At 62.9% G+C, this 16430-nt stretch carries 19 protein-coding genes; 14 read left to right on the top strand and 5 right to left on the bottom strand.

From position 1 onward, the window contains the following. Positions 1 to 52: 52 nt before the first annotated feature. Positions 53 to 1213 (bottom strand): NAD(P)/FAD-dependent oxidoreductase, encoded by a 1161-nt coding sequence (locus QM801_RS12860; RefSeq protein WP_415019613.1) that lies wholly within the window; start codon positions 1211 to 1213, stop codon positions 53 to 55. Between the two features lie 100 nt (positions 1214 to 1313). Then, positions 1314 to 1664 (bottom strand): hypothetical protein, encoded by a 351-nt coding sequence (locus QM801_RS12855; protein WP_415019612.1) that lies wholly within the window; start codon positions 1662 to 1664, stop codon positions 1314 to 1316. Between the two features lie 255 nt (positions 1665 to 1919). On the opposite strand from QM801_RS12855, the gene QM801_RS12850 reads away from it, so the two are divergent. The 3 genes from QM801_RS12850 (at position 1920) to QM801_RS12840 (ending at position 5634) form a co-directional block, all read left to right on the top strand. Further along, positions 1920 to 3677: a tetratricopeptide repeat protein gene (locus QM801_RS12850; protein WP_415019611.1), complete on the top strand. Its 1758-nt coding sequence runs from the start codon at positions 1920 to 1922 to the stop codon at positions 3675 to 3677. A gap of 250 nt (positions 3678 to 3927) precedes the next feature. After that, positions 3928 to 4845 carry a PAS-domain containing protein gene (locus QM801_RS12845; protein WP_415019610.1) on the top strand — a complete coding sequence of 306 codons (918 nt, stop codon included), beginning with the start codon at positions 3928 to 3930 and terminating at the stop codon, positions 4843 to 4845. Between the two features lie 141 nt (positions 4846 to 4986). Continuing rightward, entirely contained in the window at positions 4987 to 5634 is a 648-nt protein-coding gene (locus QM801_RS12840; protein WP_415019609.1) for a helix-turn-helix domain-containing protein, read from the top strand. Between the two features lie 7 nt (positions 5635 to 5641). Here QM801_RS12840 and QM801_RS12835 read toward each other — a convergent pair whose 3' ends face one another. From QM801_RS12835 to QM801_RS12825, 3 genes are read right to left on the bottom strand one after another with little or no spacing between them, the layout of a single operon-like run. Further along, the gene (locus tag QM801_RS12835) at positions 5642 to 6985 is read right to left on the bottom strand and encodes a FliI/YscN family ATPase (RefSeq protein ID WP_415019608.1); all 1344 of its coding nucleotides are present in this window, start codon (positions 6983 to 6985) and stop codon (positions 5642 to 5644) included. Between the two features lie 28 nt (positions 6986 to 7013). Beyond that, the gene (flgF, locus tag QM801_RS12830; RefSeq protein WP_415019607.1) at positions 7014 to 7736 is read right to left on the bottom strand and encodes a flagellar basal-body rod protein FlgF; all 723 of its coding nucleotides are present in this window, start codon (positions 7734 to 7736) and stop codon (positions 7014 to 7016) included. 3 nt (positions 7737 to 7739) lie between these two features. Then, positions 7740 to 8519 (bottom strand): DUF1217 domain-containing protein, encoded by a 780-nt coding sequence (locus QM801_RS12825; RefSeq protein WP_415019606.1) that lies wholly within the window; start codon positions 8517 to 8519, stop codon positions 7740 to 7742. Positions 8520 to 8673: 154 nt separating this feature from the next. Here QM801_RS12825 and motA point away from each other — a divergent pair, with 154 nt between their 5' ends. The 11 genes from motA to QM801_RS12770 all read left to right on the top strand — a co-directional run bounded on the left by motA (position 8674) and on the right by QM801_RS12770 (position 16421). Then, the gene (gene motA / locus QM801_RS12820; protein ID WP_415019605.1) at positions 8674 to 9543 is read left to right on the top strand and encodes a flagellar motor stator protein MotA; all 870 of its coding nucleotides are present in this window, start codon (positions 8674 to 8676) and stop codon (positions 9541 to 9543) included. A gap of 3 nt (positions 9544 to 9546) precedes the next feature. Next, positions 9547 to 10416 carry a FliM/FliN family flagellar motor C-terminal domain-containing protein gene (locus QM801_RS12815; protein WP_415019604.1) on the top strand — a complete coding sequence of 290 codons (870 nt, stop codon included), beginning with the start codon at positions 9547 to 9549 and terminating at the stop codon, positions 10414 to 10416. A 34-nt stretch (positions 10417 to 10450) separates the two neighbouring features. Further along, entirely contained in the window at positions 10451 to 10756 is a 306-nt protein-coding gene (locus tag QM801_RS12810; RefSeq protein ID WP_415019603.1) for a FliM/FliN family flagellar motor switch protein, read from the top strand. A gap of 17 nt (positions 10757 to 10773) precedes the next feature. Continuing rightward, the gene (locus QM801_RS12805; RefSeq protein ID WP_415019602.1) at positions 10774 to 11817 is read left to right on the top strand and encodes a FliG C-terminal domain-containing protein; all 1044 of its coding nucleotides are present in this window, start codon (positions 10774 to 10776) and stop codon (positions 11815 to 11817) included. Beyond that, positions 11814 to 12908, top strand: a complete 1095-nt coding sequence (gene flhB, locus QM801_RS12800) for a flagellar biosynthesis protein FlhB (protein ID WP_415019601.1) — start codon at positions 11814 to 11816, stop codon at positions 12906 to 12908. The genes QM801_RS12805 and flhB overlap by 4 nt, the downstream gene beginning before the upstream one ends. 51 nt (positions 12909 to 12959) lie before the next feature. Continuing rightward, positions 12960 to 13334, top strand: coding sequence for a flagellar basal body rod protein FlgB (gene flgB, locus QM801_RS12795; protein ID WP_415019600.1), 375 nt, complete (start codon positions 12960 to 12962; stop codon positions 13332 to 13334). Between the two features lie 5 nt (positions 13335 to 13339). Next, positions 13340 to 13756, top strand: a complete 417-nt coding sequence (flgC, locus tag QM801_RS12790; RefSeq protein ID WP_415019599.1) for a flagellar basal body rod protein FlgC — start codon at positions 13340 to 13342, stop codon at positions 13754 to 13756. Beyond that, positions 13756 to 14052, top strand: a complete 297-nt coding sequence (locus QM801_RS12785; protein WP_415019598.1) for a flagellar hook-basal body complex protein FliE — start codon at positions 13756 to 13758, stop codon at positions 14050 to 14052. The genes flgC and QM801_RS12785 overlap by 1 nt, the downstream gene beginning before the upstream one ends. A gap of 12 nt (positions 14053 to 14064) precedes the next feature. Next, complete coding sequence (flgG, locus tag QM801_RS12780) at positions 14065 to 14853, top strand: flagellar basal-body rod protein FlgG (protein ID WP_415019597.1); 789 nt, start codon at positions 14065 to 14067, stop codon at positions 14851 to 14853. 78 nt (positions 14854 to 14931) lie between these two features. Then, the gene (gene flgA / locus QM801_RS12775; RefSeq protein ID WP_415019596.1) at positions 14932 to 15318 is read left to right on the top strand and encodes a flagellar basal body P-ring formation chaperone FlgA; all 387 of its coding nucleotides are present in this window, start codon (positions 14932 to 14934) and stop codon (positions 15316 to 15318) included. Further along, positions 15318 to 16421, top strand: a complete 1104-nt coding sequence (locus QM801_RS12770) for a flagellar basal body P-ring protein FlgI (protein WP_415019595.1) — start codon at positions 15318 to 15320, stop codon at positions 16419 to 16421. Before flgA ends, QM801_RS12770 begins: the two co-directional genes overlap by 1 nt. Positions 16422 to 16430 lie beyond the last annotated feature (9 nt).

Raw genomic sequence — 16430 nt, 5'->3', positions numbered from 1 at the left:
TTTCCGGCCTGTCCAGCGGCGCAACGTCGCCGCTCCGCTCAGGTGATTCTGCTCAGGCGATCGGGCGGTTCCGGTCCGGCGTGGGCAAGAGCCGCCGCGCCTCCGGAATGGAGGTGGGTGCGCCGTCGATTATCCAGTCGGCGGCGAGTTGGCCGATCACCGGACCAAGCTGGATGCCATAGCCGCCGGCGCCAGCCGCCGTGACGAGCGACGGTTCGGCCGGATCGATGGGGCCGACATAGGGCCGACCGTCCGAAGATTTCGGATAGAGCCCGGCCCAGCCGCGTCCGAAGCTGGCGCCGGGAAGATCGGGCATGCGTTCGAGCAGCAATTCCGCAAGCTGGTCCTTCGCCGCTTCATCGAGCTGGTCGTTGTAGCTGTCGGGATTCTCGCCTGCGGTTGGTGAGACCTTGTGGATTTCGGTGATGAGTTGCCCCGGCCTGTCATGGCGGACATTAAGCCCCGTGCCGGTGCCGCCCTGCACGAGGTCCATGACCATGGGCATGGTGTAGGGCAGGGGTTCGGAGAGATGGATCGTCACCGCCTGGTGCCGCTCCGGCAGCACATGCAGTCTCTGCCCGAAGAGCGTTGCGACGGCGGGGGCCCATGCGCCCGCTGCATTCACGACGGCATCGCAGGTGACCGCTCCCGCGGATGTGGCGAGATGCCAAACGTTTCCCTTCATCTCGGCGCCCGTGACCTTGCAGTTCTGCCGTACGGTGCCGCCGCCGGCCTTCACGTGCTCGGCAAGCAGCGTGCACATCTGGTGCGGATCGAGAAAGCCGTCTTCCGGCCCGAAGAGCGCGCCCGCGAGTCCGTCCACATTCATGTGCGGCACCCGCGCGCGGATGGCGGCAGGATCGAGCAATTGCGCCGAGGTGATGCCGTGCGCCTTCTGCATGAAGAGACTCTTTTCGAAGAGCGCCATGTCGCGGGCATCGCGGCCCATCCGCATGTAACCGATGGCGTGGAAGGTGAGGCCATGCGCCGTCCACTGCCGGAGCTGGCGCAGGCTGTGAGTGCGGATCAGGATTTCGAAGTCATCGACATGCTGCGTGCCGACCACGCCCACCGACCGGCCGCTCGAACCCGAGGCGATACCGCCCTGGTCGAGCACCGTCACGTCGGCACCCCGCTGCTGCAGGTTCCACGCCGCGGACATGCCGAGCGTGCCTGCGCCGATCACCACAACTTTCTGACGTCCTGTTCCCATGTTCCGGGCAACACTACAGGATAAGGGTCTGACCGCCACGTCCAGAGCTGTGGGGATGACTGGGGCAGTTCACGGACGCGGAGGTCAGATTCGGTTCGGGTCAGATGCGTTCGGGGAAGTCGTGGATCAGGTCTCGGATCATCGACAGCGACTTCTCGGGTTTGGCGAGGTCGGAGGCGGCGCGCGCGGCGGCACATTCGCTTTCCGACAGGCGGGCCCGGAGCGCGTTCAACTCGTCGGTGACTTTCAGGCTTCCCATGATCACGCGCACCAGCTTCAGGCGGTAGATCTCGTGGGCGGAATAGGTGCGCGGGTTTGCCGGTTGCCGCAACAGGCCTTGTGCAACGCAAAATGCGAAGGCATCCTCGGCGGCGCTGTCGCTCCGCCCGCCAAGCCCGCGTCGGCCGTCCTGGGAATGGACGGCGAGAGTGATCAAGCTCTTGTCTCTCATCGTTGCGCTCGCTCCTGCCTCTGTAACGCTTGATCGCCGGCTTGAGCCTGCTGATCTACGCTTCCGTGGCCTGTGTGGATGTTCTTCAGGTTGCGTTGTTGTTGCTTCAACCTGTGCCACCAGATGTAGGGCAAGGCGAGTATGTCACGGTTTGTAACGGTGTATTTTGTATTTATTTCAGCAGGTTGACGGGCATACTGGAATCTGCGCCGCAACTATCAACTGAAGGTTGGCCGTGATATACGGCGTATCGCAATGACACTCGGGGTTGAAGCAACGGACGACGAGAAACGCGATGCCGTGGCGCGCATTGTCGCCAGCGGCGCGTTGGGCCGACTGTCCAAACTGCCCGCGATCCTCACCTATCTGGTGGAGCAGGAACTGGCGGGGAAGGGCGAAGCGCTCAAGGGGTACGCCATCGCCACCGACGTCCTTGGCCGCGGCACCGACTTCGATCCCGGGACGGACAGCATCGTGCGGGTCGAGCTCCGCCGCCTGCGTCAGGCGCTCGCACTCTATTATGCGACCGATGGAGCTGCCGATCCGGTGCGGATCACCATCCCGTCGGGCACCTACCGGCCCAGCTTCGAACGGCGGGAGGGCGGGGCATCTGTTGCGGGGCAGGAAGAGTCCGCGACCCCACGCGCCCCCGCTGCAGCTCCCGTGCGAGGCGAGGCGGTCGAGGTGAGTCCGATGGCGCGCACCGCCGGGACAGTTGTGAGCCTGCTCATCGCCGCAGCGCTCGGCCTGCTTCTCTGGTTCTCATTGACGCCGCTCTTCCAGAACGTACAAGCGCCAGCACCCATCGCACCCGTCGACGACATCGGCCGCATCAAGGTCGTGCTCGAGCAGATCACTGCCTCACGCAACGAACCTCTGCTGGCGGAAGTGTCGCAAGGCCTGCACCGCCAGCTTCTCGCCGAGATGGGGAGCGTGCGCTTCATGCAGGTGACGGGGGCGTCACCCGATACGGCCTCGCCACCGGCGAAGGGTTCGATCCACATCCGTGTTCACCTGCAGCACAGCCCGGACAGGGTGCGCATGATCGTGGACCTGCTCAGCCCGTCGGGCGTGGAACTCTGGGGCAATGTCTATAACGTGCAGTGGGAGACCGCGCTGGGCCTGCAGGACGATCTCGCCCAGCGGCTGCTGACCGATCTGCGCGGGCAGGTGCTCACCGCCTCGCGCCGTCTCAGCCAGAAGATCAGCCGCAGCAAGGCCGCCACCTCCGTCTGGCAATCCTACATCCAGGCAACCTGGGTCCCCTCCAACCAGCCGCTTTCTCTCGCCTGGGAGAAGGAGCGCATCGCGCTTGCCGAGAAGGCGATCACCGATGATCCGCGCTTCGGACCCGCCCATGCCATTCTCGCGCAGAAACTCGCCATGCTCGAACTCGTCTCGGCGGAGTATCGCACGCCCGCCATGCGGGAGCGCGCCGCCATGCATGCGCTGAAGGCGATGGAATTGGGCGGCGATGATCCCGATGCCATGTTCCATGTTGCAGTCTACGACTGGTCCGTCGGGAAACTGAATGACGCCGAGGCCGCCTTCCGCCGCGTGCTGGAACTGGAGCCCAGTCATTTCCTGGCCGGTGCGCTGGCGCCCGCCGTCAGCCTCGGTTGCCAGGTGGCGCCGGACAGCGCCATCGACGCGCTGGAAGAGCGTGACCGACGCCTTACGCCCGACAATCCGTACCGCTGGGTGCTGCTCTCCTTCATCGGCACCCTGCAGGCCAATGCCGGCCACTGGGACAAGGCGGAAGCCGCCCTCCGCACGGCCTACTTCCAGCACGTGGGTCCGGAGACCTTCATTCCGCTCGCCGCCGTGCTCGGCCAGCGCGGCGACAGCCTCGAAGCCGTGGTGCACATGCGCATGCAGGCGGCCAACTGGCCCGGCATCGACATGGACTACATCGCCAGCGAATTCATGACAAAGCGTTGTTCCGGAAAGGAACTGCCGCTCAACGAGGCCTTCCTCGGGCTTGCAAAGCTGCTGAAATCAAGCCCGCTTTGATCCTGCTTTCATCGCCAAGATTGGGTTAACAGATGCTCAAGCCGCACAACGGTGGCGTGCACCTTTTGTAAACACTGCTTCTTAACGCGAAATTTTGTCGCGGCGACTATGGTGAACGTGACGGGTGCTCAGCGGTTAACGCGAGCATTGGCATGATGCAGACCGTCCGCCGATGAGCCGGCACACTTCCCAGAACAAATTTGGCAAGAATGGATAGGAGTGGAGGATGCCTCTTCAATCGAGCGCGTTTATGGCTGCAACGGCCGACGCCTGTGTGACCTATACGGATCAGGGCAAGATCGACTTGCTCAACGTGATCCTTGAACAATTTCCCGGCGGCATCGCGGTCTACGACAAGGACCTGCGCATGGCCGTCTGCAACAATACCCTGAAGCGCATGCTCGACTATCCGGACGAGCTGTTCGAATTCGGCATGCCCACCATGGAGCAGGTCTTCCGCTTCAACGCCATGCGCGGCGAATATGGCCAGGGCGAAGTGGAGCACATGGTGGCCCACCGCATCGAGCTTGCCCGCAAGCGCGAGCCGCATGTCTATGAACGCAAGCGCCCCAACGGCATGGTGCTTGAAGTGCGCGGCGTGCCGCTGCAGTCGGGCGGCTTCCTGACGATCTATCTCGATGTCTCCCTGCAGCGCGCCAAGATGCCGGAAGCGCCCAAGATCGGCAATGCCGATGCCGACCGCCTGACCGGTCTCGCGCCGCTCAAGGCCATGGAGGCGCAGATCGACAACCTGCTGCGCCATCGCCACCACGGCGAAGTGGCCTGCCTGCACTGCATCGACCTCGACCACTTCAACGACCTCAACAAGCGCTATGGCACCGCCGTGGGTGATTTCGTCCTCAAGGAAATCTCGCTGCGCCTCACTGCAGCGGCCCGCGGCACGGACTTCATCGCCCGCACCGGTGGCGACCGCTTCCAGATTCTCCAGACCCGTGTCATGCGCCCGTCGGAAGTGACGCGCCTTGCCACGCGCCTCATCCAGGAGATCAAGAAGCCGATCCGCTGCGGCCACGAAGACATCGTCGTCTCCGCAAGCGTGGGCTTCGCCACGATCAACGACGCGTCGTCCTCCGCGGCGGCGGTCATCGCCAAGGCGAACGAAAGCGTCGTCGCCGAGAAGCGCAAGCATCGGATGGCAGCAGCCTGATCGCAGGCACATCTGCCTTTCAGGGTGGCCGTGGGTCTCCTCCCCTCGCGGCCACCCCCTTTTTTTGCCCTCTTGGTTTGAGGCGACTATTCCGACTACAACCCGTTGTTGGTTGAACGGGAATCACGGTGGGAAGGGCCGATGTCGCTGGCAAACAATCTCAGGCTGCGGCGTACGCAGATGAAGCTGTCGCAGAAGGGCCTTGCCGAGAAGGCCGGGGTGAGCCAGCAGCTGATCCATGCCCTCGAGGCGGGCACGACACGTTCGTCCAAGTTCATCGACAGGATTTCCGAGGTGCTGGAGTGCGGCGTCGCGGATATCGATCCAGGCTTCGGGATGCCGGCATTTTCCCGCGTGCAGGAGCCGGCAGGGCGCACCATAGAACTGCCCAAGGAACTTCCGGTCTTCGCGGCCGACACCACATTCAGCGCCGCACAGCCCGATCCTGAAGACGCCATTGACTTCATTCCGAGGCCCTTTCCTTTGCAGAACATGCGCCGGGCCTATGCCGTGATGGTGCTGAGCCAGGCCATGCGGCCGGAGTTCGAGACGGGTGACTATGTGCTCGTCAATCCGCACTTGCCGCCATTGGCGGACACAAGCTGCGTATTTTCAGGCGAGGGAGCGGCGGGCCGCAGATTGATGATCGGGCGGCTCGTGGCCGAGACGGCGGAGGCCTGGCAGGTGCGCTTGTGGAACTCCGCGAATGTGGCGACCTCGGAACAGCGCCTGCCGCGCGATATGTGGGGTGTCTGCCACCGCATCATCGGGCGTTACTCCCGGAAGTAACGGGGAACTACTGGTTTGGCCGGGTCAGCTTTGCCACCGTGGCGAAGGCATCGGGGCAGGGCGGATCGAGATTGGACTGGTGGAGTGCGGTATAGAGGCGGGGCACGAAGCCCACGGCCTTGTCGAGTTCCGGATCGGCGCCGGGCTGATAGCCGCCCAGCGTGCGCAAGTCCTTGCTCTCCTCGAACAGTGAAATGAGCTTGCGCATGTCCTGTGCGCTCTTGCGCTCGTCCGGGCGCCAGGCCTTTGTGGCAAGACGCGAGATCGAGGCGAGCACATCAACAGCGGGGAAGCGCCCGGAGGCCGCGATGGAGCGGTCGAGCACGATGTGGCCATCGAGGATGCCGCGCATGGTATCGGCAACGGGCTCGTTGTGATTGTCGCCGTCGACGAGTACGGCATAGAAGGCGGTGATGGAGCCAACACCACCGGGGCCGGGACCGGCGCGCTCGAGAAGTTGCGGCAGCTTGCCGAAGACGCTCGGCGGATAGCCGCGGGCGACGGGCGGTTCGCCCGAGGCAAGCGCCAGTTCGCGGAGTGCATGGGCATAGCGCGTGACCGAGTCCATCATGAGGAGTACGTTCTGCCCTTCATCGCGGAAGTGTTCGGCAATCGCCGTGGCGACAAGCGGGACCATCTTGCGGCGGGAGGCGGCTTCATCGCTGGTCGAGACCACCACGACGGCGCGTTCGAGGGCATCCCCCAGTGTTTCGGTGACGAATTCCATCACTTCGCGGCCACGTTCGCCGACAAGTGCCACCACCACCGTGTCGAAGCCGGGAGAGCGCGACAGCATGGAGAGCAGGGTGGACTTGCCAACGCCGGAGCCCGCGAAGATGCCGACGCGCTGGCCGAGACAGATGGGCATGAAGATGTCGATCGCCTTCACGCCCGTCTTCACGCCATCGCCCACCATGCCCCGTTCCATGGAGTTTGGCGCGATGCTGCTGAGCAGCCGCTGCCTGTCGCCTTCCGGCAGGGGACCCTTGCCATCGATGGGTTCGGCGAGCGCGTTGATAACGCGGCCCCGCCACTGGTCAGCCGGGAAGAGGGAGAAGGGGCCCACGACCTCCACAGCGGAATCGATCTTGATGTTGGCGGTGCTGTCGAGGAGCTGGATGTCGGCGCTGTCCTCGTGGAGCGACAGCACCTCCGCCAAGACCTGGCGGTGGCCGGCATCGACGCCGACGAGATCGCCTACGGTCACGAAACTGGTGATGCCGCGCGTTGCGATATGCGAGCCCTTCACCGCCGATACCTTGCCGCGGATGAGGACGAGACTGTTCGGCTTCTGGATGCGCTTCGTCAGATGTTCCAGACGCGCGACCGCAGCGGCCTGTTGCAGGCTCATCGGCGCGCCTTATCCGCTGCAATAGTCATCAGCGGGCCCCGAGGGTCTTGATGGCGTCCGTCTCGTTTTCGAGAACCTTGTCGGCATAGGTGCTGGCGGCCTCGAAGGCACGCGTCACCTGGATCAGCTTCACCATTTCGGTGATCGGGTTGACATTGGCTTCCTCAATGAAGCCCTGCACCACGCTGTTGTTCGAGAAATCCGTGAGCTGCTCGGCCTGGGCCACCGGAACAAGGCCCGAGCCCTCGACGCGCGTGTAGCCCGAGTTGAGGTTGATGGCGAAGAGGCCGATCTGGCCCACGCGCTGGCCACCCTGGTAGACTCCACCGTCATTGCTGATGTCGATCTTGCCGCCGTTGGGATTGACGGTGATGCCGGAGCCGCCCACGTCCTGCACGGGCTGACCCAGCACGTTCACGAGTTCGCCCGTCTCGGTCATGGTGAGGCGGCCATCCTTGGAATAATAGGTGCCGCTGGGGCCGGTATAGGCGAGGAAGCCATCGCCATGCACGGCCACGTCGAGCGGGTTTCCGGTGCGGGTGAAGCCGCCGGCGCTCATGTTCACGTGGTTCTTGCCGGTGGAGGCGAAGACCGTATCGAAATCCTGGGTGTTGGAGACGAGCGGATTGAAGTTCACCCCGTTGGCGCGATAGCCCACCGTGCGCGCGTTGGCGATGTTGTTGGCGATGGTGGAAAGGCGCGCATCAAGCGCCAATTGCCCTGAGAGGGCAACAAAGGAACCCGTTGCCATGGATCAGCTCCCGAATCTCTTGAGCGTCTGGATGGAAAGAAGCGTGTTCATGTCGATCCGGCCGGAAATGCCGGAGAACAGCGAAACGGACGGATTGGTCTCCGCCGCATTGGTCTTGGCGTCACTCATGCCGAGGTAGCGGGTGATGAAGGCGGACCGCTTCGCCGGATCCTTGAAGTCGTCGATGTTGATGCGGCTGCCGATCAGCTTGGCCTGTTTGTCGATGTCGGTGCCGGCCAGCGAGTCAGGGAGGCCGAGAGCGGTGCGCACAACGGCATAGAGGGCCTTGTCGCCGAGAATGCCGTAGATCGTGGAAAGGCTTGGTGCCTTGCGGTCGAAATAGACGGCGAGGCGGACGGCTTCGCTGCTCTGGCCCGCCTTTTCTTCAAGGGCGTTCTGCATGTACTTGTCGACCGTGCCCTGCTGTGCGCGATCAAACACGGTGGCCGTGCTGCCGTACTTCTTGAAATCGAAGGTGGTAGCAAGGTCGCGGAAACGCTGGTCGGTCAGCGTCATCGCGAAGGCATTCTGGGAATCGACGCCCTCGGTCAGAACCTTGCGGATCATCCCCTTGGCATAGATCAGGTCCTTCATGCCGAAGGCGGTCATGGCGAAGTTGTAGATGCGCTGGTTGCCGAGGAAATCGTCGACCGATTTGATCTTGCTGATGTTCGCCTTGTAGTACTCGACTTCGCGCTTGATCTCCGGCTGGGAAGACAGCTGCGTCATCGTCCGCGAGACATTGCTCGTCAGCAGCTTGTAGTTGGTAATCGAACTCGTCATCCGGGACCGCCGTGCGCAAGGGATATGGCTCTGCGCCACCTTGCCACACTAGGGGAGCGAACTTGCCTGTATCTGACGCCCGTTTCCCGGGGCCCGGCCAAAAGTTACACGCAAGGTATGTCCCCTAGGCTGAAGCGGATAGGGTTAATCAAACATGACATTTGTTCTCGGACTGGTAGTTGTAGCCGTCTGCCTGCTCGGCAGTTTCGTGATGATGGGTGGCCACCTTGCGGTGCTGTGGCAGCCTTACGAGTATGTGATCTTGCTCGGGTGCGCCATCGGCACCTTCATCGTCGCCAATCCGGTGAAGGTGATCAAGGATGCCTTCAAGGGGTCCATGGAAGCCATCAAGGAGTCGATGCCGAAGCCGGCCGAATATCTCGAGCTTCTGGCTCTTCTCTTCGTCCTCCTCCGCGAGATGAAGAGCAAGACCAAGAGCGAGATGGAAGCGCACATCGACAACCCGATGGAGTCCGACATCTTCAAGTCGTATCCGTCCGTGACCAAGAACCCGGAACTCGTCGCCTTCATCTGCGACTATGCCCGCCTGGTGCTGATCGGCAGTGCCCGCCCGCATGAAATCGAGTCGCTGATGGAGGAAGAGATCGCCACCATGATGCGCGACAAGCTGAAGGTCTACGCGTCGATCACGGCCATGTCGGATGCCCTTCCGGCGCTGGGCATCGTGGCCGCCGTGCTTGGCGTGATCAAGGCCATGGGCGCGCTGGACCAGCCTCCGGAAGTCCTCGGCCATCTCATCGGTGCGGCCCTCGTTGGCACCTTCGCCGGCATTCTGTTCTCCTATGGCATTTTCGGTCCGCTGGCGTCGAAGATCAAGGTGGTGCGCGAGAAGAAGGTACGCATCTACTTCATCGTCAAGCAGAGCATGATCGCCTACATGAATGGCAGCATGCCGCAGGTGGCGGTGGAACATGGCCGCAAGGCGGTCTCGGCCTATGAACGCCCGTCGGTTGCCGACCTCGAACAGGCCACGATCGACGCGGCCGCGAAGAAGGCAGCCTGAGCCATGGCCGACGGCAGCGCCAGCGTCAGTGTCAGCGAACATGCAGCCCGCATCATTGCGCTGATCAATCAGGCGCAGTCGGACCGGCTGGAAAGCGAACTGAAGCCCTTTTCACCGTTCTTCGCCGCACTCGCCGACAAGCTGAGCGCCGTTCTCGCGTCCTATTCCGCAGGTTCCATCAAGTGCTCGGTGTCGCGCTTTGGCCTGGAAGAGGTGGACAGCGAAAATCTCAAGCCGCATGGCACCGCCTTCCGCTCGCCCAAGGGTGAGGTGCGCTTGTTTCTGCGCGCGGAGCGGGCCTTTGACAGCCTGCTGTGCGAGGTCTGCTTCGGCGGTGCCGGCACCGAGCTTCATGGCGGCGAGGAGGGAAACCGTCCGCCGAGCCGGATCGAACAGTTCCTGCGCAACATGATTTTCGACTCCCTGCACGATGGTCTTCCCGAAATCGTGCGCGAGCTGGCGGACGTCTATCTCGATCCGATCGAGGAAGACCCCAGCAAGAAGAAGAAGGGCCCGGCACCCGTCTACAAGTCGGTCTGCGTGTCCATTCTGGTGAATGCCTTCAGCCTGTCGGCGGAGATGGAATTCCTCGTGCCGCTGCAGGACATGGAAAGCCTGTTTGGTGCGGGCAAGCGCAAGGCCGGTCCGGAGCGCAGCATGGGCGAAGTGCTTTCCGATTGCCAGTTCGAGCTGGTAGCGAGCCTCGCTCCGCAGGACATCGGCCTTGAGAACATCCTCAACCTGGAGGTGGGGAGCGTGCTGAAGCTCCGCGCCACGCCGGCGCATCCGTCGCTCCTCCATGTGGAGGGCATCGAAATCGGCCGCGCCAATCTCAATTTCTCGGCGCAGGAAATCGCCGTTTCTCTGATCTGACGTTTACGGCAACAATTGAAGAGGGGTAACACAGGTGTCTCAGTTGCAACGCGATGAAGCCAAGGCAGCTCCCGGAATGGCCGGCGGCGTCGGCGCTTCGCTGTCCAAGGTGCCGGTCACCTTGCAGGTCATCCTCGGCGCGGCACATCTGCCGCTCTCCGAGCTGATGGCGCTCAAGTCCGGCTCGGAAGTGAAGCTGGACGTCCGCCCGGGTGATCCCGTCACGGTGCTTGTCAATGGCTGCAAGATTGCCAAGGGCGAGCTCTATGTTCTCGACAGCGAGGGTGACCGCTTCGGCGTGAAGATTTCCGAACTGTTCGAGAGCGCAATGCCCATCTAGGGCAGTTCGAGATTGGCATGTCCACCCAGGTCGCCGAGTTGAGGCCACAGTCACCAAGCCAGCGGTCTTCGACCGAGAAGGTGGCTATTCTCCTTGCGTCCCTGGACAACAGCCTCGCCGTAGAGCTTCTGAAGAAGCTCGGCACCGACGACGTCAAGCACATCCTTGAATCCTCCGCGAGCCTCGGGCCGCTGACCTACAGCGACGTCGAGCCGCTGGTTGACGAGTTCGCCAACGAGTTTGCCGATGCACTCGGCATCTCCGACAGCCGCAAGCAGCTGATGGCGCTGCTGGAAGCGGCCTTCACCTCGGAAGAAATCGCCACCTTCCTCGGGCGGCCCAGCGAGAAGCCCTCGACCTTCTCGTGGAGCCGCTTCACCATGGGGATGGAAACCACGCTGGTTCCCTATCTTCTGGACGAGCATCCGCAAACCGCGGCCTATATTCTCTCGCGCTTGACGCCTGATCTGGCGGCGCGCTGCATCGAACTCCTGCCAGGGGCACTGCGCGCGTCGGTGACGGCCCGTCTGCTCCGCATCGAAGATGTCAAGAAACCCGTGCTCGACGTGTTGGAGAAAGTCATTCAGGAAGATCTCTTCGGCGAACGTGCCGCGACCGCCGGCGGCGATGACAGGCTCGAACGGCTTGCCAACATCATCAACCGTCTCGACCGCGCCCAGGCCGACGAAATCATCAACGACATCATCAAGATCAACCCGGAAGATGGCGCGGCGCTGCGCAAGCTCATCTTCATGTTCGAAGACGTGGCGCTGCTCGAGGCGCCGCACCGCGCCAAGCTGCTCGACCGCGTCTCGACCGACCTCATCATCGCCTCGCTGTTCGGCGCCGATGCAGCCCTTCGCGAGGCCATTCTCAGTTCGCTCTCGGCCCGTACCCGCCGCATGGTCGAATCCGAACTGCCGCAAGGCGAGAGCCAGCCGCGCAAGGACACGGTGGAATGCCGCCGCCGTATCGCCGAAGCCGCGATCCAGGCTGCCAAGAACGGCGACATCACGCTGCCTGACACGAGCGGCGCGCCCGCCGCCGGGGCGGCAGCGTGAGCGACGAACCCGACAAGGAAAGTAAAACAGAAGACCCGAGCGAGAAACGGATCCGGGATGCCATCGAAAAGGGCAACATCCCGTTCTCGCAGGAAGCCGGCATTCTCTCCAGCATCTCGGCCATTCTCGTCATCGGCCTGATGACCGCTGGGGCTTCGATCTCGAACCTCTCGAACCGCCTCGGCATCATCATCGAGAATGCGGCGACGCTCGATCTCTCGAACGGCAGCGATGCCTTCCGCATCATCATGGGGCAGGTCTGGGCCGTCTTCATGATTGCGCTTCCGGTGCTTGCGGTGCTCTCGATCGGCGGCCTTCTGGGGCCCCTCATGCAGAACGTGCCGCAGGCCAACCTCGAGCGTCTGGTGCCCAAGGCGGAGCGCATTTCGCCGGCAGCGAACTTCTCCCGCTTCTTCGGCAAGAAGGCGCTGTTCGACTTCGGGAAAATGGTCCTCAAGGTGATTGCCGTCACGACCATCGCCTATTGGGCGTTGATGCGCGAGATGCCGCGCATCGTGCAGGCCTCTGCGACGGAGGTGGCGTCCATTCCCGGGCTCATCCTGTCGATCTTCAATGCACTGATCGCCCCCATCTGCCTCGTGGCGCTGGTCATCGCCATCGTCGACGTCGTCTTCACCCGCCTGCGCTGGTTCAGCGACCTGAAGATGACGCGCCAGGAGATGAAGGACGAGCACAAGCAATCGGAAGGCGACCCGATGGTGAAGGAGCGCGCCCGCCAGATTGCCCGCCAGCGCCTGCGCTCGCGCATGATGTCCGACCTGCCGCGCGCCACGGTGGTGATCGCCAACCCGACACACTATGCGGTGGCGTTGCGCTATGCCCCGCTCGAAGGCGGTGCGCCGCTCGTCATCGCGAAGGGTGTCGATCACCTGGCGCTGCGCATCCGCGAGAAATGCGAGGAGCTCACCATTCCGGTGGTCGAGAACAAGCCGCTGGCACGCTCGCTCTATGCCGCTGTTGATGTTGGCGAAATGATCCCGCCAGACTTCTATCGCGCCGTTGCTGAAATCATCCACTTCGTTGACGAGCGCAACCGCCAGGCGGCCGCACGCATGCGCCCTCAAGCTTGAGACAAGGCCTTACGGTTAAAATCCGGCCTTGGCGTGACATGAGGTCGGGCGATGAACGTATTCGATGTGATTTCTCGGCATGTGAACTGGGCTGGCCAACGCTACTCCGTGGCTGCCGCCAATGTTGCCAACGTCGACTCCCCCGGATACCGCGCCAAGGAAATTTCCGACTTCGAACTCGAGATGAATGATACGGCCATGCGCCTGATGCGCACCAATCCCGGCCACATGTCTCTCGACGGCCAGACCGGCGACCAGACCTATGACGTGACCGACCAGAAGTCGATTGACGAAACCCACTCCGGAAACAACGTCATCGTCGAAAACGAAATGAAGACGATCGGCGATTCCGCCCGCGCCATTTCGAGCGACACCGCCCTCTACAAGCTCTTTCACCGCATGACCATTGCGGCCGCGAAAGGATGAGTTCCATGGATCCGCTGAAGGCAGCCGCCGCATCGGCCTATTCCGGACTGACAGCCCAGTCGATGCGTCTCCGTATCGTCTCGGAAAACATCGCCAACGTGGAATCGACCGGCAAGACGCCCGGCTCCGATCCCTACCGCCGCAAGACCATCAGCTTCGCCCAGACGCTGGACGAGGTGACGGGCGCCTCCATCGTGAAGATTGCCGAAGTCGGCAACGACCCGTCGGCCTTCATCGTCGAGCATGATCCGGGCCACCCGGCCGCCGACGCCAAGGGCAACGTGAAGCGCCCGAACGTGAACATGATCGTCGAGATGACCGACCTTCGCCAGGCTGTCCGCTCCTACGAGGCCAACCTCCAGGTGATCCGCCAGGGCCGTGAAATGTCTTCAAGCCTGATCGACATGTTGAGGAGCTCGTGATGATTGAAGCATTGAAGATGTCGCCGCTCGGCGGGGCAGGGTTCAGCCAGAGCCTTGGCCAGGCGGCCAATGCCGCCAAGACGGCGGTTGCCAACCCGGTTGTCGATTTCGCAAGCCAGCTCGCCCAGACGGTGCGGGCAGGCGAGAGCGCCGTCGTCTCCGGCATCAAGGGCGACATGCCGCTGCAACAGGTCGTGGAGACCGTGATGACGGCCGAGCGCACCCTGACCACGGCGGTGTCGATCCGCGACAAGATCGTAAGTGCCTACCTTGAAACGACGCGTATGCAAATCTGAGGATTGTGAGCCATGAGAGTACTGTCGATCGCTGCCACGGGTATGAGTGCGCAGCAGCTGAATGTTGAAGTGATTGCTCACAACATTGCAAACTCGAATACGACGGGGTTCAAGAGGTCCCGCGCCGAGTTCAGCGACCTCCTGTACCAGATCGAACGCAGTTCCTCGACACCGACGGTCGATGGCGGCAGCGTTGTGCCGGAAGGCGCAGAACTGGGCCTGGGCGCCCGGCTGACGTCGATCCGCAGCATCAACATCCAGGGCCCGATCAGCAACACCGGCAACCAGCTCGATGTCGCCATCAACGGCGAAGGTTATTTCCAGGTGCGGAATCTCGACGGCAACATTGCCTACACCCGCGCCGGCACCTTCAACACCGATGCCGCCGGACAGATCGTCAATAGCGACGGCCTTCCCCTGGATCCGCCGATTACCGTTCCCACCGATACCGTGGGGATCACCATCAGCAAGACGGGCGAAGTCTTCGTCCGCACCGCAGGCGGCTCGACCGAAACCAGCATCGGCCAGATCAGCCTTGCCGGTTTCGCCAACCCCGCGGGCCTGCATGCCCTCGGCGGCAACCTTTTCCAGGTCACGGAAGCCTCTGGCCCCGCCACCACTGCTAATCCCGGCACCTCCCCGCTCGGTGTGCTGGAGCAGGGCTTCCTTGAAGAGTCGAATGTCGATCCCGTGCAGGAAATCACGGAGTTGATCTCGGCCCAGCGCGCCTACGAACTGAACTCGAAGGTCATTCAGGCCGCCGACGAAATGGCCGGCATTGTTTCGAAGGGTCTCAGATAAGGCATGTTCCGGCGGCGGCACATTGTTTTCATCGCTCTCGCGTGCGCTTGGCCCATCGGTCAGGCGCAGGCCGAGACGATGTCGCTGCCTGTGCCCGTTCGCACCATCTATCCCAAGGACCCGGTCAACAAGGACGACTTCACCTTCAAGGAATACGAGGTGAACGACGTGGCCCGCCGCACCTATGTGATCTCGCTTTCGCAGCTTGAGCAGCAGGTTGCAGCCCGGGCCCTTCCGGCTGGCCGGCCCATTCCGCTCCGTTCGCTCAAGCGCGCTGCCGATGTCACCAAGGGTCAGCAGATCGTTGCCCGCTACGTGTCATCCGGGATCGAGATCCAGGGCATCCTCGTTCCCGAGCAGGATGGCGTGATCGGTGATGTGGTGAAGGTGCGCAACCCGGAGACGGGTGTGAGCCTTCTGGCCCGCGTGGCGCCGGATGGAACGCTTGCAGTTGAGGGCGACTGATGAAGCTCCTCACCCTGATCGGTTTCGGACTTGCCGTGGCCCTCGCCGTTCCGGCCGAGGCCACGTCGCGCATCAAGGACGTCACCGTCGTTCAGGGCATCCGCGACAACCAGCTCGTGGGCTACGGCCTCGTGATCGGCCTTGCCGGCACCGGCGACAGTCTCCGGACGTCCGCCTTTACGGAAGTGTCCATGCGGTCGATGCTGCAGAAGATGGGCATCGGCCTCGGTGATACCGCCATCCAGTCGAAGAATGTCGCGGCTGTTGTGGTGACGGCGACCCTGCCGCCCTTCGTGACCCAGGGCACGCGCATCGATGCCACCGTTTCTTCTCTTGGTGATGCCACGTCGCTGGGCGGCGGCACGCTCGTCATGACGCCGCTCGTTGCCGCCAACGGCGAAGCCTATGCGGTGGCGCAAGGTTCCGTCACGATCAATGGCTTCAAGGCGCAGGGCAAGGCCACCACCGTGACCCAGGGCATTCCCACAACGGGCCGTGTGCCGAACGGCGCCATCGTGGAACGTGATCACGACGCCGACATCAATTCCATTCCGGAGTTCACTCTTCAGCTGCAGAACCCGGACTTCGCCACGGCCGAGGGAATTGCCGACCAGATCAACATCTACTCGCAGCGCCGCTTCGGTGCGGCCATCGCCGAGGTCAAGGACTTCCGGAGCGTGCGCGTCAAACGGCCTGACTCGATCATCGCATCGCGCCTGATGGCGGAACTCGGCCTGTTGAAGGTCGAGGTGGATGCGCCCGCCCGCATCGTTGTGGATGAGCGCAGTGGCACAATCGTGATGGGCGAGAATGTCCGCATTTCGCCCGTGGCCATTTCGATCGGCAGCCTCACGGTGAAGATCACCGAAGACGTGATCGTCTCGCAGCCGCTGCCGCGGTCTGATGGCAAGACGGTGCAGTCACCGTCTACCGAGATCCAGATCGCCCAGCCCGATGACCCCGTGGCCATCCTGCGCGGCCCGACACTCGAGAAGCTTGTGCAGGGCCTCAATCGCATGGGGCTGAAGCCGCCGGAAATCACCTCCATCCTTCAATCGATCAAGTCTGCAGGCGCGCTGCAGGCGGAACTGGTGGTGCAGTGATGAGCAGAG

The sequence above is a fragment of the Aestuariivirga sp. genome (assembly GCF_047600585.1).
GTDB lineage: Bacteria > Pseudomonadota > Alphaproteobacteria > Rhizobiales > Aestuariivirgaceae > Aestuariivirga.
This window is presented reverse-complemented; position numbering and strand designations above follow the sequence as displayed.